The 23,514-nt window shown below is 50.9% G+C and carries 20 protein-coding genes and 2 tRNA genes; 16 read left to right on the top strand and 6 right to left on the bottom strand.

Going from position 1 to position 23,514, the window contains the following annotated elements:
- Positions 1-23 precede the first annotated feature (23 nt).
- The 3 genes from KNP80_RS01290 to KNP80_RS01280 all read left to right on the top strand — a co-directional run bounded on the left by KNP80_RS01290 (position 24) and on the right by KNP80_RS01280 (position 2,925).
- On the top strand, positions 24-1,376 hold the full coding sequence (locus KNP80_RS01290) for a DEAD/DEAH box helicase (protein ID WP_418508283.1): 1,353 nt from the start codon (positions 24-26) through the stop codon (positions 1,374-1,376).
- Positions 1,377-1,457: 81 nt separating this feature from the next.
- On the top strand, positions 1,458-2,360 hold the full coding sequence (locus tag KNP80_RS01285) for a deoxyribonuclease IV (RefSeq protein ID WP_214831865.1): 903 nt from the start codon (positions 1,458-1,460) through the stop codon (positions 2,358-2,360).
- 1 nt (position 2,361) lies between these two features.
- The gene (locus tag KNP80_RS01280; RefSeq protein WP_214718334.1) at positions 2,362-2,925 is read left to right on the top strand and encodes a hypothetical protein; all 564 of its coding nucleotides are present in this window, start codon (positions 2,362-2,364) and stop codon (positions 2,923-2,925) included.
- Between the two features lie 34 nt (positions 2,926-2,959).
- Here KNP80_RS01280 and KNP80_RS01275 read toward each other — a convergent pair whose 3' ends face one another.
- The 3 genes from KNP80_RS01275 to KNP80_RS01265 all read right to left on the bottom strand — a co-directional run bounded on the left by KNP80_RS01275 (position 2,960) and on the right by KNP80_RS01265 (position 6,917).
- Positions 2,960-3,130 (bottom strand): DUF1427 family protein, encoded by a 171-nt coding sequence (locus KNP80_RS01275; protein WP_021065708.1) that lies wholly within the window; start codon positions 3,128-3,130, stop codon positions 2,960-2,962.
- A 92-nt stretch (positions 3,131-3,222) separates the two neighbouring features.
- Positions 3,223-5,388 (bottom strand): RNA degradosome polyphosphate kinase, encoded by a 2,166-nt coding sequence (locus KNP80_RS01270; RefSeq protein ID WP_214831864.1) that lies wholly within the window; start codon positions 5,386-5,388, stop codon positions 3,223-3,225.
- Positions 5,385-6,917 carry a Ppx/GppA family phosphatase gene (locus KNP80_RS01265; protein WP_214831862.1) on the bottom strand — a complete coding sequence of 511 codons (1,533 nt, stop codon included), beginning with the start codon at positions 6,915-6,917 and terminating at the stop codon, positions 5,385-5,387. Before KNP80_RS01265 ends, KNP80_RS01270 begins: the two co-directional genes overlap by 4 nt.
- Before the next feature lie 189 nt (positions 6,918-7,106).
- On the opposite strand from KNP80_RS01265, the gene KNP80_RS01260 reads away from it, so the two are divergent.
- The 4 genes from KNP80_RS01260 to KNP80_RS01245 are packed head-to-tail and all read left to right on the top strand — an operon-like array spanning position 7,107 to position 10,578.
- Positions 7,107-7,865 (top strand): metal ABC transporter ATP-binding protein, encoded by a 759-nt coding sequence (locus KNP80_RS01260; RefSeq protein WP_021065711.1) that lies wholly within the window; start codon positions 7,107-7,109, stop codon positions 7,863-7,865.
- Positions 7,862-8,725: a metal ABC transporter permease gene (locus KNP80_RS01255; RefSeq protein WP_214831861.1), complete on the top strand. Its 864-nt coding sequence runs from the start codon at positions 7,862-7,864 to the stop codon at positions 8,723-8,725. The genes KNP80_RS01260 and KNP80_RS01255 overlap by 4 nt, the downstream gene beginning before the upstream one ends.
- Complete coding sequence (locus tag KNP80_RS01250) at positions 8,712-9,122, top strand: Fur family transcriptional regulator (RefSeq protein ID WP_021065713.1); 411 nt, start codon at positions 8,712-8,714, stop codon at positions 9,120-9,122. Before KNP80_RS01255 ends, KNP80_RS01250 begins: the two co-directional genes overlap by 14 nt.
- A gap of 58 nt (positions 9,123-9,180) precedes the next feature.
- Positions 9,181-10,578 (top strand): NAD(P)H-hydrate dehydratase, encoded by a 1,398-nt coding sequence (locus tag KNP80_RS01245; protein ID WP_214831859.1) that lies wholly within the window; start codon positions 9,181-9,183, stop codon positions 10,576-10,578.
- A gap of 51 nt (positions 10,579-10,629) precedes the next feature.
- Here the strand turns inward: KNP80_RS01245 and KNP80_RS01240 are convergent, their stop codons facing one another.
- Both KNP80_RS01240 and ispG read right to left on the bottom strand, forming a co-directional pair.
- Complete coding sequence (locus KNP80_RS01240) at positions 10,630-11,211, bottom strand: hypothetical protein (protein WP_251128806.1); 582 nt, start codon at positions 11,209-11,211, stop codon at positions 10,630-10,632.
- Between the two features lie 71 nt (positions 11,212-11,282).
- A complete protein-coding gene (gene ispG, locus KNP80_RS01235; RefSeq protein WP_021065716.1) occupies positions 11,283-12,404 on the bottom strand; it encodes a flavodoxin-dependent (E)-4-hydroxy-3-methylbut-2-enyl-diphosphate synthase in 1,122 nt (373 codons plus the stop codon).
- 217 nt (positions 12,405-12,621) lie between these two features.
- Here ispG and KNP80_RS01230 point away from each other — a divergent pair, with 217 nt between their 5' ends.
- Entirely contained in the window at positions 12,622-14,307 is a 1,686-nt protein-coding gene (locus KNP80_RS01230) for a methyl-accepting chemotaxis protein (protein ID WP_214831858.1), read from the top strand.
- Positions 14,308-14,350: 43 nt separating this feature from the next.
- On the opposite strand, the gene KNP80_RS01225 is transcribed toward KNP80_RS01230, so the two are convergent.
- Positions 14,351-14,797, bottom strand: a complete 447-nt coding sequence (locus KNP80_RS01225; RefSeq protein WP_251128648.1) for a hypothetical protein — start codon at positions 14,795-14,797, stop codon at positions 14,351-14,353.
- Between the two features lie 180 nt (positions 14,798-14,977).
- Between KNP80_RS01225 and KNP80_RS01220 the strand changes: the two genes are divergently transcribed.
- From KNP80_RS01220 to pstC, 8 genes are all read left to right on the top strand, one after another.
- Positions 14,978-16,621, top strand: a complete 1,644-nt coding sequence (locus KNP80_RS01220; protein WP_214714620.1) for a Na/Pi cotransporter family protein — start codon at positions 14,978-14,980, stop codon at positions 16,619-16,621.
- Between the two features lie 108 nt (positions 16,622-16,729).
- Positions 16,730-16,806 (top strand) — tRNA-Met (locus tag KNP80_RS01215).
- Between the two features lie 5 nt (positions 16,807-16,811).
- A tRNA-Ile gene (locus KNP80_RS01210) sits at positions 16,812-16,885 on the top strand.
- 125 nt (positions 16,886-17,010) lie between these two features.
- Positions 17,011-18,480, top strand: a complete 1,470-nt coding sequence (locus KNP80_RS01205) for an alpha-amylase (protein WP_021065720.1) — start codon at positions 17,011-17,013, stop codon at positions 18,478-18,480.
- Between the two features lie 84 nt (positions 18,481-18,564).
- A complete protein-coding gene (locus tag KNP80_RS01200) occupies positions 18,565-19,173 on the top strand; it encodes a superoxide dismutase (protein ID WP_021065721.1) in 609 nt (202 codons plus the stop codon).
- A gap of 166 nt (positions 19,174-19,339) precedes the next feature.
- Positions 19,340-21,397: a peptidoglycan D,D-transpeptidase FtsI family protein gene (locus KNP80_RS01195; RefSeq protein WP_198662263.1), complete on the top strand. Its 2,058-nt coding sequence runs from the start codon at positions 19,340-19,342 to the stop codon at positions 21,395-21,397.
- A gap of 153 nt (positions 21,398-21,550) precedes the next feature.
- Positions 21,551-22,486, top strand: coding sequence for a PstS family phosphate ABC transporter substrate-binding protein (locus KNP80_RS01190; RefSeq protein ID WP_029595243.1), 936 nt, complete (start codon positions 21,551-21,553; stop codon positions 22,484-22,486).
- A gap of 83 nt (positions 22,487-22,569) precedes the next feature.
- On the top strand, positions 22,570-23,514 hold the full coding sequence (pstC, locus tag KNP80_RS01185; protein WP_214717376.1) for a phosphate ABC transporter permease subunit PstC: 945 nt from the start codon (positions 22,570-22,572) through the stop codon (positions 23,512-23,514).

The raw sequence follows: 23,514 nt of genomic DNA, 5'->3' as shown, positions 1-23,514 counted from the left end.
GGAAAAGTGGAAAGAAACAGGAGGTGTATCGATTGAACAGCTTCCAACAGTTCAAATTGTTACCGTTTATCGTCGATGCCTTGACAGAAAAGCGCATCACAGTACCGACGGACATTCAGGCCCGGATTATCCCGGCTGCCATGAATGGCCGCGATATCATTGGGAAATCACAAACCGGAACGGGGAAGACGCTTGCGTTCCTCTTACCTATTTTAGAAGCAATCGATCCGAAAGAAGAATCGGTCCAAGCCATCGTCGTCGCACCGACGCGCGAACTCGCTTGGCAGATTCACGAAGAGTTGAAAACACTCCTCGTCAAACAGCCGGATTATATTAAGACAAGTCTGATTGTCGGAGGAACTGACCGGGAACGACAAATCGACAAGATGAAAAACCCACCACAACTGATCATCGGGACACCAGGTCGTTTGCTCGACTTGATGAAAGTCCAAGCGTTATTCCCGCACAAAGTCACGCACTTCGTCGTCGATGAAGCTGACCAAATGCTCGACATGGGCTTCTTGCCTGAAGTCGACCGTATCGCGCAGGCGTTGCCAGAAAAACTTCAAACGATGGTCTTCTCAGCGACAATCCCTGAGAAGTTACAGCCGTTCTTGAAGAAATACTTGCACGACCCACGCTACGCGGAAGCGAGTGAAGAGCACCGTGTCGTTCCGAAAATCAAGCATCACGTCATCCCGGTACGTCACCGTGACCGTAAGGCGTTGACGGTCGAAATCGCCAAAACGATTAACCCGTTCGTCTGTCTCGTGTTCACGAACACGAAACAGGATGCAGATGAGTTGGAGACTTCGTTCCGCGAGGCGGGACTCAACGTCGGCACGCTTCACGGGGACATGCAAGCTCGTCGCCGCAAGCAAGCCATCAAAGACATAAACGACGCGAAATATCAGTTCGTGATTGCCACCGACTTAGCAGCGCGCGGCATCGATATTAAAGGTGTATCGCACGTCATCAACTTCGGAATTCCGAAAGACCTCGACTTCTATACGCACCGTGTCGGCCGGACGGGCCGCGCCGGTGAGACGGGCGAAGCGTACACGTTATATGAAGATCACGAGAACGGTCCCATCAATCGACTCGAAGAGCGTGGTTTCACGTTCAAGCACGTCGATGTGAGGAACGGATCGCTCCAAGAGATTAAGACGCGCAAACGCCGCACGACCGACCGGAAGATGAAAGTCTCGCAAACGGCGCACAGCCGGATGGCGGGCGAAATCAAGAAGGCGAAGAAAAAGGTCAAGCCTGGTTACAAGAAGAAGTTCAAGTATAAGTTGAAAGAGACGGCCTCACGTGAGCATATGCAGAGCCAACGTAAGGAACGTCGCGAAGTTCGTAAGAAGAACCGTCGCTAAGCAAAAGAAGAATCGACTTCGTGGAGTCGATTCTTCTTTTTGTGTACACTAAAGACAGATGAGAATGAAGGAGAAATGACTATGTTAAAAATTGGTTCCCACGTTTCAGTTTCCGGTAAGAAGATGTTGCTCGCAGGTAGTGAGGAGGCCGTGTCTTACGGTGCCAATACGATGATGGTCTATACGGGTGCGCCCCAAAACACGCGTCGCAAACCGATTGAGGACTTGAATATCGAGGCGGCGCTCGTCCATATGGCGGCGCACGACATCGAGGAAATCGTTGTCCATGCCCCTTATATCATCAACTTAGGAAATACGACGAAACCGGAGACGTTCGAACTCGCCGTGTCATTCTTAGCAGCCGAGATTAAACGGGCCGAGGCGCTCCAAGTCGCGCGCCATGTCGTGCTCCATCCCGGTGCCCACGTCGGTGCCGGTGAAGAGGTCGGACTCGCCCGCATCATCGAGGGCTTGAACGAAGTGCTCACTGGCGATGAAACAGTTAAAATCGCGCTCGAGACGATGGCTGGGAAAGGCAGCGAGCTCGGCAAGACGTTCGAGGAGCTGGCGACCATCATCGATGGGGTGACGCATAACAATCGCCTGTCGGTCTGCTTCGATACGTGTCACGTTCATGACGCAGGTTACGACCTCGTCGGCGATTTGGACGGCGTCATCGAACAGTTCGAGCGAATCGTCGGACTCGAGCGTCTCGGTGTCATCCACGTCAACGATTCGAAGAACGTTCGTGGCGCGAAGAAAGACCGACATGAGAATATTGGATACGGGGAAATCGGATTCGAGACGTTGAACCGCATCATTCATCACGAGGCGTTCACCCACTTGCCGAAAATTTTAGAGACACCATATATTCCAATCAGTGAGAAGACGAAAGTGGCACCATACAAGCAGGAAATCGAGATGTTCCGGGCGAACCGCTTTGACGCCGAATGGCGCGAACAGTTTACGCTCGCGCACCAATAAGATGAGCCTCATTCGGATCGACCCGAACGTATATGATGTCTGGTCTGCGCTTCCGACATATTTTCAAGAAGCGAGCCCGTTTTATGTGGAAGGGCAAATTGACGAGGCGACAGCATGGATCGAGATTCTCGAGTATGGAATCGTGGCCGAAGTCGAAGTCATGCTCGTAGAGACGACGCAGCGCCCGTTTGACCGTTATTGGCGGATGGAGGCAACGCCCGAAGTGACGGCGTATAGTCTCGTTGATGTGGTCGGCCTCGACTTCCATCATCCGCTCCTCCGAGCCGGGATGTATGACGGGGATACTAACGATGTCATCCGCGCGAAATGGGAACAAGGATACCGCGTGCCTTCTGCCAAGTGGACCCGGGAGTCGTTTCGCGCCCACTTGGCAAACGAACAGGCGATGTTACAACTCGCCCCGACGACTGTCTGTGAGGCATGCGGGGATGATTTGAATCGTTTTGGAGCATTCGGGGTTCGTCTGATGGAGTATCATTTTGAAGCAGGAAGCGGCACATGGCTATGCCCCACGTGTCACAAAGCAAGACATTACGATATGTAAAAAAAAACGGAGCCCAGGGGCTTCGTTTTTTGAATTAAAATGGCCAGTTCGCGAGTGCGAATTGATATACTTTCATCCCAAGAAACACGCCGAAGATGCCGATGACACCAGGTAAAACGGGTGGAGCAGGGAGCGGCAACTTCAAAGCGGTGAAAATCATGCCACAAATAAGACCAGCGAGCAATGACAATAGGATTTCTTGCATGAATGATTCCTCCATAATCGAAATGAAAACGCTTTATTAACAGGTAACCGAATTCATTATACAATGTTCATTCTCGTTTGAGAAGTCTAACATCAGTCATCTGTCATTTTCTCATTTTCAGCTCGTAAGCGAAGGACTTCCCGTTCGGCCCAGTTCGAAGGTTCCCGTTCAAACACGCTCGGAATGTTGTTCCAGCGGCCGCCCGTGTATTGATGGATGATGATTTGTGATTGAATTTGTTCTTGTCCGGCTTCTTGTTTCAAATACACATAACTGCCGTCAGCACGCTGGATTCTGGCTTTCACGTTATCGACGAGTTGTAGCGCGAGTATGTCTTTAATATACGACTTATGTCCCGCATCGAGGATTGGGAATAGAATCTCAATCCGTTTGTGCATGTTACGGGTCATCCAGTCGGCAGAGGAACAATATAAGTCTTCTTTCCCGTTTTGATAGAAGTAGAAGATACGCGAGTGTTCCAAATAGCGATCGATGATGGAGATGACACGGATGTTTTCCGAGATGCCTTTAATGCCCGGACGCAGACAACAGATGCCGCGGATGATTAAATCGATTTTGACGCCGGCCTGTGAGGCGTCGTATAGTTTCGTGATAATTGGCTTGTCGGTAATCGAGTTCATCTTGGCGACGATGCGGCCGTTACCGAATTTCTCGTGCAGTTTAATTTCGTCCTCAATCTTTTGAAGGAAGAAGTCGTGCATGTCGTCCGGTGACGTCTCGAATTTATGCCACGACGGACGTTCTCCGTACCCCGAGAGCCAGTTGAAGAAGTTGGTCGCGTCTTCGGCGAGCTCTTCGTTCGTTGTCAACAAGCCGATGTCCGTGTACAGCTTGGCGGTCGAGTCGTTATAGTTGCCGGTACCGAGATGGACGAACCGTTGCAAGACGCCGCCTTCAAGAATACGGACGACGAGCGTAATTTTCGAGTGCGTCTTTAACTCTTTATAGCCATAAATGACGTGGGCGCCGGCTTTCTCGAGCTGTTTTGCCCATTGAATATTCTTCTCCTCATCGAACCTGGCCTTCAATTCGACGAGCACCGTCACTTGCTTCCCGCTCTCGGCGGCATCGGTCAGCGCCTTGATAATCGGCGAGTCACCGGACACCCGATATAACGTCTGCTTGATGGCGAGGACGTTCGGGTCTTTGGCCGCCTGGGCGATGAAGCGGACGACCGGGTCGAACGAATGGTACGGATGGTGGAGCAAGTAATCTTTTTTCAGTACCGCTTGGAACAAATCTTTCCCCGGTTCAAGTCCTTCCGGGACGAACGGAATGAGCGTCTCGTTAATCATCTCATCATACTCGATCCCGATTTTATTATAGACCCCGAACAAGAACGTCAAATCGATTGGACCATCGACGAGGAAGATGTCCCGGTCATGAAGGTCGAGCACGTCCTGGAGCATGAACAACAGCTCTTTACTGAGCGACCGTTGCTGCACCTCGAGCCGAATCGCGACCCCGTAGCGTCGTTTCTTCAACTCTTTCTCGATTTGTTTCAAGACGTCGCGGCTGCCTTCCTCATGGAACGGCATATCGGCGTTTCGGGTGATTCGGAACGGCATCGTCGACTCGACTTCGAACCCTTTGAACAACGAGTCGATGAACTGGATGATGACATCCTCGAGCAACATCAAGTCGGTATGGTCCTCATCCTCGGTCGGTAGCTCGAGATAGCGTGGCAAGACGGCCGGCACTTGGACGAGAGCGAGCCGTTTCTTGCCTTCATCGGTCGAGGCGATCTCGACGGCGATATTCAGTGATTTAGACAACAACATCGGGAACGGCCGGTAGGCGTCGACGGCAATCGGCGTCAAGACAGGGAAGACATGCGTCCGGAAATAGAGTTTGACGAACTCGAGTTGCGTCTTATTCAAATGTTTCGGCCGCAAGAAACGGACGTTCTCCGCGGCGAGCTGCTTGAGGATTTTCTTATATGTCGCGTACTGGACCTCGACGAGCTCTTGCGCCTTGATGGAGATGGCTTTGATTTGCTGCTTCGGCGTCAGACCGGCCTTGTCTTCCGGACGGTTGAAGCCGGCGAGCACCTCGTCCTTCAATCCGCCGAAACGGACCATATAAAACTCATCGAGGTTCGAGCTGAAGATGCCGAGAAACTTCAGCCGTTCCATGAGCGGATTGCGTTCGTCCATCGCTTCTTGCAAGACGCGTTCGTTGAAGCTCAGCCAGCTGAGCTCACGGTTATTGAAATGTTCGGGTAAGTAGATGGTCATGAATCTCTCTCCTCTACGCGTAACTCGATTGATTGGTCAATCGCACGTTCCAAATGTTTTTTATGGCGGATGCCGCGCTGCAGTTCAAAGCGCGGGGATGTGTGCGTATGAAGCGTGAAGACAAGTCCTTCCTCGGTCGAGGATACGTCGACGTTCTCTACGACTTGACGTTCGGTCAAATCGAGCGCGTCGACGAGCTTGACGATGGAGCCGAGCAGCTCTAAGCTCTTCAACATCTTCGAGTCGAACCATTCAGGGAAGCCTTCGATATGTTGTTTGAGCAGGCGTCGCGATTTATAGGACGTCACCAAGGCAAGGGCGAGCCGGTCCTCGTTGTTCATCCCTTTAAAATCGTTCGTCGTAATCAAGTGGAACGTGTGGTCGCTCTTGTTGTTATGGTCGATATATTCCCCGACATAAGCGAGCCGGCACGCCCCTTCTAAAAGACCGGGTTCGAACGGTTTCGGCTTAATCGTCTTTGTCTCAATCAAGCCGGTGTAGATTTGGCGGGCGAGATGAATCAAGTGTTGATGACGGACCAGGTCGACGGCATACTGCTTCTCGAAATACCGGAAACTTTCTTCTTTGACGTCACCGAAACGGACCAGATTGTTTTCCTTTAAGTAGTACTCATAGAACAAGCCCTCGCGTAGTCCGTTGTTGCTCATCATGAACTCAGGAACTTTCAAATACTTCGCCAGTTCATCGATGGCGGTCACGGCCGGGGCGATGATGTCCATCCGGTCCTTCGACAAACCGTCGAGACGCCCAAGTTGTTTCGGCGACATTTGTATGAGTTCGTCGACGACATCATGCAGGCGGTCGGCCCCGAGCGTGTATTGATGAATTCCCTCGAGTGGGAACAAGGACATCGACTGTTCGACCCGAACGAGGTTTCGAGCCGTGCCTCCGACACCGACGAGCGGTATACCGTGCGGCTCGAGCCAGTCGATCTCTTTGAACGACTTTTTCAAGAACGTCGTCAATTGTTTACGCTCGTCTTTCGTGAGCGTGTCACCCTTCATGAAGTCCTCGGTCAATGTGACGGCTCCGAACGGGAAGCTGTGATAGAAGACGAGTTCACGATCTTTGAAGTAGGTCACTTCCATTGAACCACCACCGATATCGACTGAATAGCCGTCCTCGATATACGTCGAGTTGATGATGGCCGAGTAGCCGTAAAACGCCTCCTCATAGTCGCTCAACAACCGAATCTCCATGCCGGTCGCTTGCCGGACTTCTTCTAAAATGGCCTCGGAATTGCTGGCGTTGCGGATGGCGGCCGTCGCGACGGGCAACACTTCTTTCACTTCGTGATGCTCGTTCAAGCGATTAAAGTGATTCAGCGTCTCGATGAGCGCCTCGATGCCAGACTCGGACAGTTCATTGTCATCGGTGATATGGCTCGACAGCCGTGCCACTTCTTTCACGTTCAACCGTTCAAAATACTGACCGTGGCCGTTCACTTCAAAAATGACGTTACGAATCGAGTTGGACCCGATATCGATGACTGCTAGTTTTTTCTCCACGGAAAAACCCCCTCTGCGTTATCTCTAGTGTACAACGAAGACCATAAAATTACATACGGATTTCAGTTCGTGCGCCGCCAATCGGCTCGCATTGCCTCTATACTTGAAGCATAGACTGATATTCTGTATAATACAGACGCCAAGCAAGTAGAAATGATTACGATTTATCACACGAGAGAAGGGTAGCTTATGACGACATCCGTCGTAAAATTAAATCATGTTTCCTATCATTACGATGGGACCGCCGCGCTACAGGACGTGTCCATCGATATTAAACAAGGCGACTTTGTCGCTGTCGTCGGGGAGAACGGGTCCGGCAAATCGACGTTGATTCGGACGATTCTCGGATTGTTATCGCCGCAAACCGGATCAGTCGAACTGTTCGGCCGTCCCCAAGGACAGTTCAAAGACAAGTCTCGTATAAGTTACGTTTCCCAAAAAGCCGCGTCGTTTAACTCAGGATTTCCGGTGACGGTCGAGGAAGTCGTCGCTATGGGCCGTTATGGACGCCTCGGTCTGTTCAAACGGTTGAATATCGAAGACAAGGCGGCCATTCAAAATGCACTCGAGACGGTCAATATGTGGCAGTTTCGACATCGGAAAATCGGCAGCCTGTCCGGCGGTCAGCAACAGCGCGTCTTTATTGCTCGAGCGATTGTCAACCAACCGGACTTGCTCATCTTGGATGAGCCGACGGTCGGGGTCGACCAAAAACATTTGCGTGATTTTTATGAGGTGCTCCATCTGTTGCGCGAGCACACGTCATGTACTTTCATTCTCGTTACCCATGACTTGAACGTCGTCACCGACCTCGTCACGAAAGTCGTCCATCTCGATCACGGACGTATGGCCTGCAACTGTGGCTTGAAAGAATATAGTGAGCTCGGCGAATTGACGGCGATTAAACCGTATCCGGTCAAAGTGCTCGTCCATGAAGGTACGTCATGATCACGGATCTGTTCACGTACAGCTTTTTACGTTATGCGTTCATCGCAGCCGTCGTCATCGGGTTCACCGCGCCGCTCATCGGCTCGTTCGTCGTTGTCAGACGGATGAGCTTAATTGCCGACGCATTGTCCCATATGACGCTTGCCGGAATCTCGTTCAGTCTGTTCCTCGGACAGTATATTCTGCTGTTCAGCGACTTGAACCCGCTTTACTTGGGGACGCTCGTCTCCGTGCTCGCCGCGCTCGGCCTCAATTGGCTCCGCGGAAAATACGTCCATTTCCAAGAGTTGTCGATTCCGATCATGATGTCGGCCGGGATGGGACTCAGTGCGATCTTCATCTCGTTGTCGCGCGGGTTTTCCATCGATTTGTCGACGCTCCTGTTCGGGTCAATCTCAGCGGTCAGTCTATCAGACATCTGGATGATTTTAGCGGTGGCGGGTTTCACGCTGCTCATCATCATCGTGTTCTATAAACAGCTGTTGTTCTTGTCGTTCGATGAAGAACAGGCGAAAGTGTCGGGTCTGCCGAGTACGATGCTCCACGTGCTGTTCATGTTCGTCGTCGCGCTCGTCATTGCCGTCAGCATGCGCATCGTCGGCACGCTGCTCGTCTCGAGTCTGATCACATTACCGGTAGCGGCTGCGCTCCGGTTCACGAGCAGCTTCAAGCAAACGATTCTCTGGTCAATCGTGTTCGGAGAAGTCGCGACGATTGGCGGACTCATCCTCGCCTATGAGCTCGATGTCGCCCCGGGTGGTGTCATCGTTCTGCTCGCCGTTATGATTTTAGCCGTCGTCATGCTGGCTGAACGACTCGGACTCGCTCGGAAGAAGGAGGTTCGTTATGAAGGAAACTGAACAATTGACCCGTCTGCAATCGTCGTCGCTCAAAGTGACACCGAAACGGATTGAGATGTTTGCCTTTCTCGCGGCGGAAGAGCGTTACGTCAGTGCCAAGGATGTGCTCGACTATATGCGCGCGAAACATCCGACGATGAGTTTTGACACCGTGTACCGCAACTTGAAGTCATTCGCCGAGGAAGGATTGCTCGAAGCGACCGAATTGAATGGAGAGAAGGCGTTCCGCGTCACGTGCGGGTCGAATCATCATCATCACCATTTGATTTGCCGCGGTTGCGGTAAGACGAAGCTGCTCGAGCTCTGCCCGATGCGCTATGTCGAGACGCTCGATCCTGATTTTGAGGTCGTCGATCATAAATTCGAGATTTACGGGTATTGTAAACAATGTAAGTGACGAGAAGGGATTGTGGATGCAATCCCTTTTTTGTCGAATCAAGAGAGGGGGAGTCGAGATGATTTACACCGCAGCCGAAACCAAACAAGCCGATACGACGGCGCTCCGGCAAGGGATGCCGGCCGACGTGTTAATGGAACGGGCAGCATCGGCCGTGGCGGCCCGTCTGACCTTCCGGCCACGCTCGTCGGTGCTCGTCATCTGCGGCGCCGGCAATAACGGTGGGGACGGCTGGGTCGTGGCTCGAGAATCGGCACAGCGAGGGTGTGACGTCTTTGTCTATGCCCCATTTGGCGAACCGAAGTCTTCGGAAGGGGAACGGCATGCGGCGTATGCGCGCCGTTTCGTCACCATCGTCGAGGAGCCCCGAGACGCCGATTATGTCGTCGACGCCTTGTTCGGGGTCGGATTCCGTGGTCCGGTCACCGGAAAGGCGAGGGACGTCATCACTTGGATGCGTGAACAGTCGGCGCCGGTCATGGCGATCGATGTGCCGTCCGGTGTCCCGAGTGATGAGGCGTCAGAATTTGACGGACATGCGGTTAAGGCGGATACGACGTTTTCGCTACACGGCTATAAGCGGAGTGCCTTTTTAACACAGACGGCCCCATATTATGGGACGGTCGAGGTAGTCGATATCGGACTGCCTCACACGTCTGAATGGCGCGTGTTGACGGAGTCAGACTTTGACCGGGATTTGCTCGAGCGCGACCCGTACGGTCATAAGAATCGATATGGGCATGGATGTTTGATTGGCGGGAGCCGTCATTTGATTGGAGCCCCGTTCTTGGCGGCCCGGGCGGCGTTACGGACTGGCATTGGCTTACTGGACTTGGCCATCCCATCGGAGGCGCACATCATGGCATCGAGTTTACCTGAGGCGATGTATTATGGCATCGATGAGTTGCCGGACAAGGAGTATGCAGCTACGGCGATTGGGCCAGGTCTCGTCGACGATGAACGGTCGGACCGTTTATGGCAAACCGTCAGTCGTCAATCGAAACCGCTCATCGTCGATGCGGGCGCCTTGACGACGGAACATCTCGCAGCGGAAGGTCCTCTCACGTTGACGCCGCACCCGGGAGAGTTCGCTCGCTTGACGGGACGGTCCGTCGCCGAGATTGAAGCGGACCGGTTCCGTATCGCGTCAGACTTCGCACGGCAACATGGGATTCACCTCATCTTGAAAGGGACGCATACGCTCATTGTCAAACCAGACGGGACGGGGGCGGTCAATACGATTCAAGCCGCGGCGCTCTCGAAAGGAGGGAGCGGCGACGTGTTGACCGGAATGTTGCTCGCGCTCTGGGCGCGGACGGACCGAATTGACACCGAGTCGTCCCCGAACGAACAAGCCGTCCTATGGCACGCCTTGGCGGCACAAGCCGCGAGTCGGCAGATGCATCCGGCGAGTGTCCTCGCAACAGACGTCATCGAAGCAATCGGACACATATAAAAAAGCCCTGTATACAGTGGATATTCCTATCCAACGTATATGGGGCTTTTTTTAAATGGTGATGGACTTGGTCGTCTCGAAGCGATTGACGATGTGGAGCGCCTCGTTCCAAGATGTGATCCGTTTCACCCCATCCGGTAACGGTTTGCGATTATACGGCGCGTCGAACAATAGGACCGGGATGGTCGTCTGTTCATGGATCGAGATCGCGTTCTCATAACGGTCCTCCATGAATAGGTCGAGTTCGAGCTGTTTGACGACGCCGACCTTGTCATGGCTCCCTGTCATGATGAGCGAGTCGAGTGGGAGTTCATGCTGCCGAATCCACTCCTCGGTGACGGCGCGGACGGCTTCGCTGCGGGCCGTGACGTAATGGAGGCGGTGCGACTTGCGCATATTCCATAAGACGGCGTTCACTTCGGAATGCGGAAGTGAGCGACGATAAATCGCTTCCTCATGACCTTGTTCAATCATGAAGCGCCAAAACGCTTCTTGTGTCATATCTGTATAAGTATGCAGCTCGTATTCGGTCGCCTGATGATAATCGATGGCGTATCCGAGCGCATCGTTCATATAATGAAAACAACTTTGCGGATCCGTGACGGTTCCGTCGAGGTCAATTCCAATGTGCATATTCGTCCCTCCTTGCTCATAACCCTTATTGTACCAAAAGCCCGCTCGGTTGCAACCGAGCGGGCAAAGGATTAGTTAGATTGGTTGGCGAGCTCTTGCTCTTCAAGTTCACGTGCGGCCAATTTTTCGGCGACGATGGCGTCGATTTCTTTTTTCAATTCTTCGACCATCGTGGCTTCCGGTACTTTCCGGATGATTTTCCCGTGACGGAAGAGAAGGCCTTCGTTGCGGGCGCCGGCGATCCCGATATCAGCTTCACGAGCTTCCCCAGGTCCGTTTACTGCACAGCCGAGGACGGCAACTTTAATGTTGACGTTGATGTTTTGGATATACTCCTCGACTTCTTTAGCGATTGAAATCAAGTCGATCTCAATGCGACCACATGTTGGGCATGAGATGAGTGTCGCTGCGTTAGCCGCGAGACCAAACGATTTGAGCACTTCTTTGGCAACTTTGATTTCTTCGACCGGATCGTCCGATAACGAGACGCGGACCGTCGAACCGATACCGAGCGAGAGAATCGCACCGAGGCCAGCTGCTGACTTGAGTGAGCCTGAGAAGAGAGGACCCGACTCGGTGATCCCGACGTGGAGCGGGTAGTCAAACGTCTTGGCCGCGAGCGTGTATGCTTCGAGGGCGAGGTTTACGTCAGACGCCTTGAGCGAGATGATCGTGTTATAGAAGCCGAGATCTTCCAAAATCTTGACGTGGTGCATGGCACTCTCGACCATCCCTTGGGCCGTCGGGTAACCATATTTCTCGAGAAACTGCTTTTCGAGCGAGCCGGCGTTGACACCGATTCGAATCGGGATACCTTTTGCTTTAGCAGCGTTGACGACCGCTTCAACTTTCTCGCGGCGACCGATGTTACCCGGGTTGATGCGGATCTTATCGACACCGCTCTCGATGGCTTTGAGCGCCAGTTTATAGTCAAAGTGAATATCGACGACGAGCGGGATATTGATGCGGCTCTTGATTTCAGCGAGGGCGTCAGCCGCACGCTCGTCAGGACAAGCGACGCGGACGACTTGGCAACCCGCTTCTTCGAGACGTAAAATCTCAGCGACGGTTGCTTCGACGTCATGAGTTTTTGTTGTCGTCATTGACTGGATGACGACTTCATTGGATCCACCGATGATGAGGTTGCCGACACGGATCGGACGGGTTAATGAACGATGCAAAATTTCTGACATATACGTAATCTCCTTCTTTTGGAAAGGTTCCAATCGATTTCAGATGAGTGGTTTCCTTATTATCATAACGAAATGTTTGTGAAAAAGCACCCAGCAAGCGCTTGATCGGTGTGCTCTTACGAAACGCTAACGTTATCTTAACAGATGCTTCATAATTTTCCACCGTCTGAAGACCGATATATTCAATGAAATGACGTGTGAAGAGGTGGAATGAAGGATGTTGAAGCGATTTAAACGATTGAAGAGGATGAAGCGTCGAAACGAGTGGACGATGGCAAGTCGGTTGACTTGGACGTTGATGCCAATCATGCTCATATCATTTTCAATTGTATTCGGTTGGTTCGCCATGAAAGCCGAACAGTTGATGACCGACGAAATCGAAAAACGGTTGCATCGAGAAGCGACTGTGATGCGGGAGACAATCAAGACGACGTATGGGGCGTATGTCGCGAACGAAAAGATGTTAACCCGTTCTTTAAAGTCGACGTATATGCAACAGGCTTCGATCCTAGCTGCAGACGGACTCGAAGCGAGTCAGTATTTGGTGACCAATGATAATATCGAAAAATTGAGCGGGAAAAAAGTTGAAGACCGGTTTAGCAATCGCCTAGATGAGATTTTAGTGGAAGACGTGAGTGTCAGTGATCAACATGATGAGTTTATCGTTGCGACGCCGATTCCTGAACTTCAGGCTCATTACATCATTGTTGTGACGAAACAGTCGGTACTCGGTTCGATGTGGGCACTACGAGAAATCGTCTTCGTTGGCCTGATCAGTATGCTCGTGTTCATGATTGGCTTGTTTGCCGTCATGATTCGTCATGAGGTCAAGCCGTTGACGCAGTTTGCCGAACGATTGCGTGAGTCGGTGGCGACGCGCTCATTCACAGCAGTCACATTAGACGCCAACTCAATTGAAATGCGAAGTCTAGAGCAGGCATACAATACGTTAATTGGATTATGGACGCGCTCGCTCGTGACGATGACCGAGACGTCAACAGCATTCGAATCAAGCTTGCCGCTGTTCAGAAGACAACTGGAGGCGAATGAACAGCAAATCGTGGGCTTTAAGGAAGTAGCGGCCACGGTCGCGCTGACAAGTCAGTCTTACCAGTCGTTCACGACCGAGTCGACCCATCGGTTTACCGATATCGCTGCCCACGTTCGTTCATTCGAAAAAGATATCGCTGCAATCGATCAACGGACAGAGTTACTAAATCGAACGATTGCGTCAGAAATGGAATCGTTCTCGAGCGTCAAAGGAGCGAGTGAATCGTTTGCCATCAAAGCGGCAGCGGTCCAGCAACGATTATTAGACAGCGAGGCGACATCAGAGCGAGCGGATGATGCGCTAAAGAAAATCCTTTCTGTCGCGGCTGCGACGAAAATGTTAGCGCTCAACGCCTCGATTGAAGCAGCACGTGCCGGTGAACATGGTAAAGGATTTGCCGTTGTCGCCAGCGAAGTCGGACAGTTGGCGAAAATAACGAACGAATCGACGTTATCCGCTGTGGCTACGATTGAAGCCATTCGGCAAGAACGAAGCGAAGTGTTCATGGAAATGGAACGCTTCGAATCCGACATTAAATCATTAGGGGCGGCATTGCGTAATGTCGAAGCGGGGATCGAGAAAATTGATCATGAGGTCACAAAACAAATGAGCCAATTCCAAGCGATCACGGAACAGACATCGCTGACCGGACAGCAGTTGCTTGAAATGGCGGAAGCGAATGGTCAATTGACCGAAATCGGAATGATGCTCGAGCAAAAACTGCATGACTTACAAGACGGTGTCGAAGAATGGACGGATACACAACGAGCTTTACAAATGGCAGGAACCCATCTCGGCAATCAAAGCGAACGTCTTCACGACGTCTTGCATGATTTGGCACCACTCCAATAAACAAGGCCGGACGAGCGCATAGAAGCGTTCATCCGGCCTTGTTTTATGATGTTCGTTTAATCGGGATTAGCGATAATGGAACGACTACATAAATGAATAATAGAAGAATCCCGAACCACGACGCGGACGGCGAAACGTGATACAGGACGACGAGACTGACTGTCGGAATGAGCGACATCGCGACCGCATACGGCCAAGCTTGGCGATACGGCCACATCTTTTTCGTACGCCATTTCGTGACGAGTTGGACGAGGAGGGCACTGAGGGCGACGAGTCCCATATAGAAGAAGAAAATCGCAAACGCATGTAAGAACAACCACATCGGCCAAAAGAAATTTGGTTGTAACACGATGTAATCGAGTGCCGTGACGGTCAACGTCAACACTAAACTCGCCATCATATAGGCGTGGAGTGGGGCCAAGCGGAGACGTAACGCCTGCTTGGACGGGTAAAGGCTATGGCGGATAAACTGAATCGTTGTCTTGAACATAAATGGAACTCCAATCTGTTATAGTACAAAACTAGAAAAACAAACAAAAATCATACAGTGGTTTAATAAAACCTTAACATTAAACCTGTTTACATCGAATGGGTGATGCGGGCATAATGAGTAGGGCATTAAAAACCAAGCAAACACAACTAATTCACAATCAAAAGGAGTACAAAAATCGTGGAATACAATTTGCAAGAAATGTTATTCATGTTTTTTGGAGGATTAGGGATCTTCCTCTTCGGTATCAAATCGATGGGAGACGGCCTCCAAAAGTCAGCAGGTAACCGCCTGCGTGACATCCTTGATAAGTATACATCGAATCCGTTCCTCGGAGTACTAGCTGGTATCATTGTAACAGTCTTGATTCAGTCATCGTCAGGTACGACTGTCATCACGGTCGGTCTTGTCAGCGCCGGGTTCATGACGCTCCGTCAAGCAATCGGGGTCATCATGGGGGCGAACATCGGGACGACAGTGACCGCGTTCATCATCGGTTTCGATGTCGGCGCCTACGCGTTGCCGATTATCGCTATCGGTGCGATTCTTCTTTTCTTCTTTAAAAAAGAGAAATTGCAACATTTGGGTCAAATCTTCTTCGGTTTCGGGATGCTGTTTTACGGTCTTGAACTTATGGGAAGCGGCATGAAGCCGCTCCGTTCGAGCGAATACTTCATCGACTTGACGCAATCGATGAGTGACAACCCGTTCCTCGGTGTCGTCGTCGGTACGGTGTTTACCGTCATCGTTCAATCGTCATCAGCAACGATCGGGATTTTGCAAGAGTTGTATGCCGGTGGATCAATCGACTTGGACGCGGCACTTCCGGTCTTGTTCGGAGACAACATCGGGACAACGATTACAGCGGTACTCGCTTCAATCGGTGCTTCGGTAGCAGCCCGTCGTGCGGCAGCAGCCCACGTCATCTTTAACATTGTCGGGACGACGATCTTCATGATCTTGTTGATCCCGTTCACACAATATATTTACTGGATCACAGATGTTTTAGCGATTGAAGACAAGATGCAAATCGCCTTCGCCCACGGGACGTTCAACGTCGTCAACACGTTCATCCAGTTTTGGTTCATCGGAACGATTGCTTGGATCGTAACGAAAATGGTTCCTGGTGAAGATTCAATCGTCGATACGAAAGCACAGCATTTGGATCCAATCTTCATCCAACAGTCACCATCGATTGCCGTCGAACAAGCGAAGTTTGAAGTCATCCGCATGGGCGACTTCGCAAAACTTGGCCTTGATGAAGCGCGCAACTACATGACGACTGGCGATAAGAAACATGCCGAGAAGTCAGCGCACATTGAAGAGGCGCTCAACTCGCTTAACTCAAAAATCACAGATTACCTCGTGAAACTCGCTGCCGTTGATTTGACGGAGCAAGAATCACAAGAACATAAGACACTCATGCATGCCATCAACGATATCGAGCGAATCGGTGACCACGTCGAGAATATTATCGAATTGATCGATTATAAGACGGCGACACGTGTCACACTATCGACCGGTGCTCAGAAAGAGTTGACGGAAATGTACGATTTGACACGGGCCACGCTCGAGAAGTCACTTCAAACGTTGGCGAGCGGAGACATGGTCGAAGCGCGTCAAGTCATCGAGATGGAAGCGAAACTCGATATGCTGGAGCGTCAGTTCCGTAAAAATCACGTCGTCCGCTTGAATACAGGCGAGTGTGACGGCCAAGCCGGAATGTTCTTCGTCGATATGCTCTCGAACTTGGAGCGAATCGGTGACCACGCCATGAACATCACAGAAATCACGCTTGAAGATAGAAACGAAGCAACAGTCTAATCCAACGGTCCTTCCGGCTCATTTGAGACGGAGGGACTTTTTGGTTCAATGTGACTTTTGATTGACAGTGACGCGTTCATTCAGTATATTATTACTGTATAACAACGTGGCGGTGTAGCTCAGCTGGCTAGAGCGTACGGTTCATACCCGTGAGGTCGTGGGTTCGACTCCCTCCGCCGCTACCAATAAAGGACCCTTAGCTCAGCTGGTTAGAGCAGACGGCTCATAACCGTCCGGTCGTAGGTTCAAGTCCTACAGGGTCCATTTTGTGAACAGCTTTCTGATGAAAGCTGTTTTTTGTTTTCATTTTTAGTTTTCAAACTTGAAGTCCTGGGTAAATATCCGTTAGCATTTTGTTTTTTGAAAAATATGAAATGAGGCGAAGCGAGATGGAACGAAATCATACGATGATGCAATTTTTTGAATGGCACGTCCCGGCTGACCAGAAACATTGGAAGCGATTGAAAGAACGAGCTTCTGAATTGAAGGAAGTCGGAATTACCGCATTATGGTTGCCCCCTGTCACGAAAGGACAGAGCGACGAGGATACGGGATATGGCGTGTACGATTTGTATGATTTAGGGGAGTTTGACCAAAAAGGAACGGTCGCGACCAAATACGGAACAAAAGAGGAATTACTCGAGGCGACGAAGCATGCCCAAGAACTTGGAATGCAAGTCTATATGGATGTCGTCTTAAACCATAAAGCCGGGGCCGATGCGACCGAGAAGTTCGATGTGCTCGAAGTCGACCCGGAAGATCGCACGAAAGTGCTGTCAGAAGAGCCGTTCGAAATTGAAGGCTGGACCAAGTTTGATTTCGAAGGTCGAAACGACAAACATTCCTCTTTCAAATGGAACTTCCATCACTTTAACGGTACAGATTATGACGCTGCGAACGACCATAGCGGTATCTTCTTCATCCTCGGTGAAAACAAAAAATGGAACGACAACGTCGATGACGAGTTCGGTGTCTATGACTATTTGATGTTCGCCAATATCGATTATCACCACCCAGAAGTCCGTGAAGAAGTTCTTAGCTGGGGCAAGTGGTTTATCGAAGAGACGCAGTGCGACGGGTTCCGACTCGATGCCATCAAACACATCAACTATGATTTCGTTAAAGAGTTCAGCCAGAAAATGAAAGCTGAAAAAGGCGACAACTTCTACTTGGTCGGTGAGTTCTGGAAGTCAGAGCTCGATGCATGCCGTGAGTTCCTCGACAACATCGATTATCACGTCGATTTGTTCGACGTGCCGCTCCATTACAACTTGCAGCGTGCCTCGACAGAAGGAGAATCGTTCGATATGCGGACGATCTTTGACGATACGCTCGTCCAGTCCCACCCGCTCCACTCAGTGACGTTCGTCGATAACCACGATTCACAACCGGCGGAAGCACTCGAGTCATGGGTCGAAGATTGGTTCAAACAAATCGCCTACGGTTTAATCTTGCTTCGCCAAGACGGGTACCCTTGTGTGTTCTATGGGGACTACTACGGCATCAACGGACCGCACCCGGCCGATGGGAAGAAAGTGGCAATCGATCCGCTCCTTTATGCACGCCGGGAGAAAGCGTACGGTCAACAGGACGACTACTTCGATGACGAACACGTCATCGGTTGGGTCCGTCAAGGTGTCGAGGAGATCGAGCGTTCGGGTTGTGCTGTCCTCATCTCGAACAGTGAAGCAGCCGAGAAACAGATGTTCGTCGGCGAGCACCGTGCCGGCGAGAAATGGGTCGATTTGACACAGACCGTCGATGAGGTCGTTGAGATTGATGAAGACGGACATGGGGTATTTAAAGTAGCGGCAGGTTCGATTTCGGTTTGGGCGTTACCTGAACAAGACGTCGAGTGAAGCATTACAATTGAGTCGACCGTCACAAATCTGTTACATTTAAAACGAACGTTGTTCAAACCAATTTAAAGGGGGATTTTAGTTATGGCTAAATTTGAATTACCACAACTTGATTACGCATACGATGCACTTGAACCACACATTGACGCACGCACGATGGAAATCCACCACACGAAACACCACAACACTTACGTCACGAACGTAAACAATGCACTCGAAGGAAAAGACGTGAACTACTCTTCACTCGAAGAGTTGCTTCAAAACCTCGATTCACTTCCTGCTGACATTCAAACAGCGGTCCGCAACAACGGTGGCGGTCACTGGAACCACTCATTCTTCTGGAAATTGTTGAAGAAGAACGAGAACGGTGCTCCGACGGGCGAACTCGCTTCTGCAATCGACGAAGCGTTCGGCAGCTTCGACGCGTTCAAAGAGGAGTTCACGAAAGCAGCGACAACACGCTTCGGCTCTGGTTGGGCTTGGCTCGTCGTGAAAAACGGCAAACTCGAAGTCACATCGACTCCAAACCAAGATTCACCGATCATGGAAGGCGTTCAGCCAATCCTCGGTCTCGATGTTTGGGAGCATGCGTACTACTTGAATTATCAAAACCGTCGTCCGGATTACATTCAAGCGTTCTTCCATGTCATCGACTGGGATTACGTCGCGAAGCTCTACGCAGACGCAAAATAATTACACTGTCCCGGGATTCGATTGAATCTCGGGATTTTTTCTACATTTCATTATTTTGTAAACAAATTATGATATAGTGAAAATCGAGTCGAAAAATAGAAATAACACTGACATATACGTTACCTATACTTATAGAAGGAATTGAATCAGAAAGGAGACAACTGAATTGGCCAGAAACCGTGTGAAAGTGCCGAAGAAACGGCGCAACCACCTTCCGTTGCGATTGAACTTATTGTTCTTTATCGTCTTCATCTTATTCGCGACACTCATTTTCCGTTTAGGCGTCGTCCAAATCGTCAACGGTGAGTTGATTGCCCGTGAAGTTCAGAAGACCGAATCAAGCAAAATCAAGTACGAGGTACCGCGCGGTAAAATCTATGACCGCAACGGCCAAGTGCTCGCCGACACCATCTCGAACTACTCGGTCATGTATCGCCGGTCGCAAGTGACGAAGACGGAAGAGCGGCTCGAAGTCGCCATCAAGCTCGCGGAAATCGTCGACGTGCCGGAGAAGGACCGTAAAGTGACGGAGCGGGACCGCAAGGATTATTGGATTGCCATCGATCCGGAGCGCTCGCAAGAACGGGTCCAAAACCTGTTGGCTGATTTATCGGAAGAAGAACGGGCCGCCTTGTCGAACCAAGACGTCGACCAGTTGTTGCTCGATTCCATCACGGACGCGGAAATCACGTTTGATGATGCGACCGAAGAAATCATCGCTATCAAACATAACATGGAGTCAGGCTATGCGCTCGACCCACAAGTCATTAAAATCGGGGCGTCTCCAAAAGAAATGGCACTGATTGAAGAAAACTTGGAACTGCTCCCTGGCGTCAGTGTCGAACCGTATTATCAGCGGGATTATCCGTTCGGTGAGACGTTCCAAAGCTTCCTCGGAAGTTATCGTCAAATCCCAGCCGAGCAGCGCGCTTCGTATCAAGCGAAAGGGTATGGCTTGAATGATCGGGTCGGAACGTCTTATCTCGAACAACAGTATGAGGACGTGCTACGCGGGACCCCGGCCTATGACGTCTTCACGACGTATAAAGGGGAACCGGTCGGAGAACCGACTCGCGTTAGCGGGAACCCAGGGAAAGATATCATCTTGTCGACGGACATCGAATTCCAAAAAGAAATCGATGAGATTTTGAAGAAAGCGATTCGAGCCGGCCGCTCGGGCAGCCCGCACTTTGACCGTGCCTTCGCCGTCGTCATGAACCCGCAAACGGGTGAATTGCTCGCCCTCTCGGGACAAGAGCTCGACTATGAAACGAACGAATTCAAAGACGTCTCGACCGGGACGGTCCTGCGGGCGAGTCAAATCGGCTCGACAATCAAGGGAGCGACGGTCGCGTTCGGACTTGAAGAAGAAGTCATCCAACCGGGTGAATATATTTATGACACGCCGATTCGTATCGGTTCGTCACTCAAGTCGTCGTACCGGAACATGGGGAACATCAACGACCTTGATGCCCTCGCGTTATCATCGAACATTTATATGTTCCAAATTGCCCTGCGGCTCGCCGATTACTACTCGACCGGCCAAATCGTCGGAGAGAACGTGACCGAGGCATTCAATACGATGGAACATTACTATAAGCAGTTCGGACTCGGGATTGAGACAGGGATCGACCTCCCATATGAATCAATCGGATTCCGTAGCGTACCGGACCGTGTTACGCTCCTCATGGATATGTCGATTGGTCAGTTCATCTCATACACGCCGATTCAATTGGCGCAGTATACGTCGACGCTTGCGAACGGCGGATACCGGATTCAACCGCATCTCTTGAAAGAAATCATCGAACCTGGCTCGCTCGACGAAGCGAACAAGCAAGTCGTCAGCACGTTCCAACCGAACGCGCTCAATAAAGTCGATATTCGTGATGAATTTCTTCAACGGGCGCGCCAAGGATTCCGGCAAGGGGTCGAGAGTGGAACGTCTCGTATCCTGCAACAGACGGGAATCACGGCGGCCGGTAAGACCGGTACCGCTCAAGCGATCGCGGAAGGGCCAGATGGTCAAGCGAAGCGAAACGCGAACGGTGAACCGATTAAGACACTCAACTCGAACCACGTCGGCTGGGCTCCATATGATGACCCGGAAATCGCTTGGGCCATCATCATGCCAGGCCTCGAGGCGGAAGGGATCAACACCCGTGTCGCGCACGACATCATGAAGGCGTATTTTGACTTAGAAGACGTCCAAGCACAGATTCAATAAAGAAGTCACTTCGGTGGCTTCTTTTTTTCGTCTTTACAATTCTTTTACGTTCCGTTTATTTCTCGTTAATAGTAGTTTATTAGGATGTTAATTGTAGGACAGAACAACGAAGCCACAACATAAATCAAAGCAAACTCAAGGAGGACGTCAGAAATGTCTTGGATGAAAAAATCAGCTTTAGTCGCTTCAATTACTTCGGTGGCCGTTATCGGTGCCGCGTGTGGGAACAATGAAGAGGGCGGCGCAGCCGACGGTGAAGGACTTTCAGGTAAAGTCGTCATGGACGGTTCGTCAACAGTCTTCCCGATCATGGAAGCCGTAGCCGAAGAATATTCAGCTGAACAGCCAGACGTTGAAGTCACGGTCGGTGTCTCTGGTACGGGTGGCGGATTCAAACGTTTCGTAACAGGCGAGACGGACTTCTCGAACGCATCACGTGAAATCAAAGAAGAAGAAGCGGCTGAAGCCGAGAAGAACGGTGTCGAGTACACGCAACTCGCTGTCGCACTCGATGGTCTTTCGCTCGTCGTCAACCCAGAGAACGATTGGGCGCAAGATATCACGATTGAAGAACTTAACAAGATGTGGACAGATACAAATGTGAAGACATGGAAAGACGTTCGCTCAGACTGGCCGGATGAAGAAATCTCATTCTTCTCACCAGGTAAAGACTCAGGTACGTTCGATTTCTTCAACGAAGCGGTCCTTGAAGACACGGACATCCGTGAAGACGCACAGTTGTCAGAAGACGACAACGTCCTCGTGACTGGTGTCGCCGGCACGAAAGGTGCAATCGGATTCTTCGGTTACGCATACTATATTGAAAACCAAGATACGCTTCGCGCGTTGAACGTCGAAGGCATCGAGCCGACGACTGATACGATCAACGATTTGTCTTACCCGCTCTCACGTGAGATTTACACATACGTGAACAATGCGTCATTGAAAGACAAGCCACAAGTCGCCGACTACACACGCTTCTTGAATGAAAATGCGGCGGTACTTGCTGAAGAAGTCGGGTATGTCGGAATGGAACAAGCACGATATGATGAGAACGCTGAAGTAATCGACGAGATTGCTGGCGAATAATAGCGCAGAAGGCAGAAGGTGAGAGTCGCTCTCGCCTTCTCGCCGTGCTTTCTAGTATGAAGAGGTAGGGAGCGATACACGAGATGAATCAACCAAACAAAGGGTTCTCAATTCGAGAGATGATTGAAACCAATAAGAAAAAGAAATACAGTACGACGAACGTGTTTGATAAAGTCATGCCGTTCTTATTATTCTTGAGCGCATTCGTTTCAGTCGTCACGACGGTCGGCATCGCGTTCACACTCGGTTTCGAACTGTTCAAGTTTTTTGAGCGCGTACCGGTCGCCGAGTTTTTAGGCTCGACGGAATGGTATCCGCTTAGTGCCGATCAACGTTTCGGCGTCTGGGCCCTCGTCATGGGAACGCTCCAGATTACGGTCATTGCCATGATTGTTGCTGTACCGCTTGGTTTGGCGTCAGCGATTTATTTGAGCGAATATGCGTCTGAACGTGCTCGCACGATTTTGAAGCCGATTCTTGAAGTACTCGCCGGTGTACCGACGATTGTCTTTGGATTTTTCGCCTTGTCGTTCGTCACACCAATCTTGCAAGCGATCATTCCTGGATTAAAGATTTATAACGCGCTTAGTCCGGGGATTGTCGTCGGGATTATGATTATCCCAATGATTGCATCGATTTCGGAAGACGCGATGAGCGCCGTTCCGAAAAAGATTCGTGAAGGTGCGCTCGGCCTTGGCGCAACACGTTTGGAAGTTGCCATCAAAGTCGTCATGCCGGCCGCGCTGTCAGGGATTATCGCCTCAATCGTCCTTGGGATGAGCCGTGCCGTCGGTGAGACGATGATCGTAACAATCGCGGGTGGGTCACAACCGAACTTCGAGTTCAACCCGCTGAACGCGATTCAAACGATGACGGCTTATATCGTCCAAATCGCCAAAGGTGATGCAGGCTACGGAACAATCGAATACTATAGCATCTATGCGGTCGGCGCATTGTTGTTCATCTTTACGCTCGTGATGAACTTATTCGCGAACTGGGTGACGCGCCGCTTCAGAGAGGAGTACTAA

Source organism: Exiguobacterium sp. E4787, assembly GCF_018618375.1.
GTDB classification, from domain to species: domain Bacteria; phylum Bacillota; class Bacilli; order Exiguobacteriales; family Exiguobacteriaceae; genus Exiguobacterium; species Exiguobacterium chiriqhucha.
Note: the sequence above shows the minus strand (reverse complement) of the source record. Positions and strands in the feature narration are given on the sequence as shown.

Coding starts and splice junctions, on each gene's coding strand:
- KNP80_RS01250 (WP_021065713.1), top strand. CDS start 8,712: ATGAAGGAAACTGAACAATTGACCCGTCTGCAATCGTCGTCGCTCAAA.
- KNP80_RS01245 (WP_214831859.1), top strand. CDS start 9,181: ATGATTTACACCGCAGCCGAAACCAAACAAGCCGATACGACGGCGCTC.
- ispG (WP_021065716.1), bottom strand. CDS start 12,404: ATGTCAGAAATTTTGCATCGTTCATTAACCCGTCCGATCCGTGTCGGC.
- KNP80_RS01285 (WP_214831865.1), top strand. CDS start 1,458: ATGTTAAAAATTGGTTCCCACGTTTCAGTTTCCGGTAAGAAGATGTTG.
- KNP80_RS01190 (WP_029595243.1), top strand. CDS start 21,551: ATGTCTTGGATGAAAAAATCAGCTTTAGTCGCTTCAATTACTTCGGTG.
- KNP80_RS01260 (WP_021065711.1), top strand. CDS start 7,107: ATGACGACATCCGTCGTAAAATTAAATCATGTTTCCTATCATTACGAT.
- KNP80_RS01225 (WP_251128648.1), bottom strand. CDS start 14,797: ATGTTCAAGACAACGATTCAGTTTATCCGCCATAGCCTTTACCCGTCC.
- KNP80_RS01280 (WP_214718334.1), top strand. CDS start 2,362: ATGAGCCTCATTCGGATCGACCCGAACGTATATGATGTCTGGTCTGCG.
- KNP80_RS01200 (WP_021065721.1), top strand. CDS start 18,565: ATGGCTAAATTTGAATTACCACAACTTGATTACGCATACGATGCACTT.
- pstC (WP_214717376.1), top strand. CDS start 22,570: ATGAATCAACCAAACAAAGGGTTCTCAATTCGAGAGATGATTGAAACC.
- KNP80_RS01205 (WP_021065720.1), top strand. CDS start 17,011: ATGGAACGAAATCATACGATGATGCAATTTTTTGAATGGCACGTCCCG.
- KNP80_RS01270 (WP_214831864.1), bottom strand. CDS start 5,388: ATGACCATCTACTTACCCGAACATTTCAATAACCGTGAGCTCAGCTGG.
- KNP80_RS01240 (WP_251128806.1), bottom strand. CDS start 11,211: ATGCACATTGGAATTGACCTCGACGGAACCGTCACGGATCCGCAAAGT.
- KNP80_RS01255 (WP_214831861.1), top strand. CDS start 7,862: ATGATCACGGATCTGTTCACGTACAGCTTTTTACGTTATGCGTTCATC.
- KNP80_RS01275 (WP_021065708.1), bottom strand. CDS start 3,130: ATGCAAGAAATCCTATTGTCATTGCTCGCTGGTCTTATTTGTGGCATG.
- KNP80_RS01230 (WP_214831858.1), top strand. CDS start 12,622: ATGTTGAAGCGATTTAAACGATTGAAGAGGATGAAGCGTCGAAACGAG.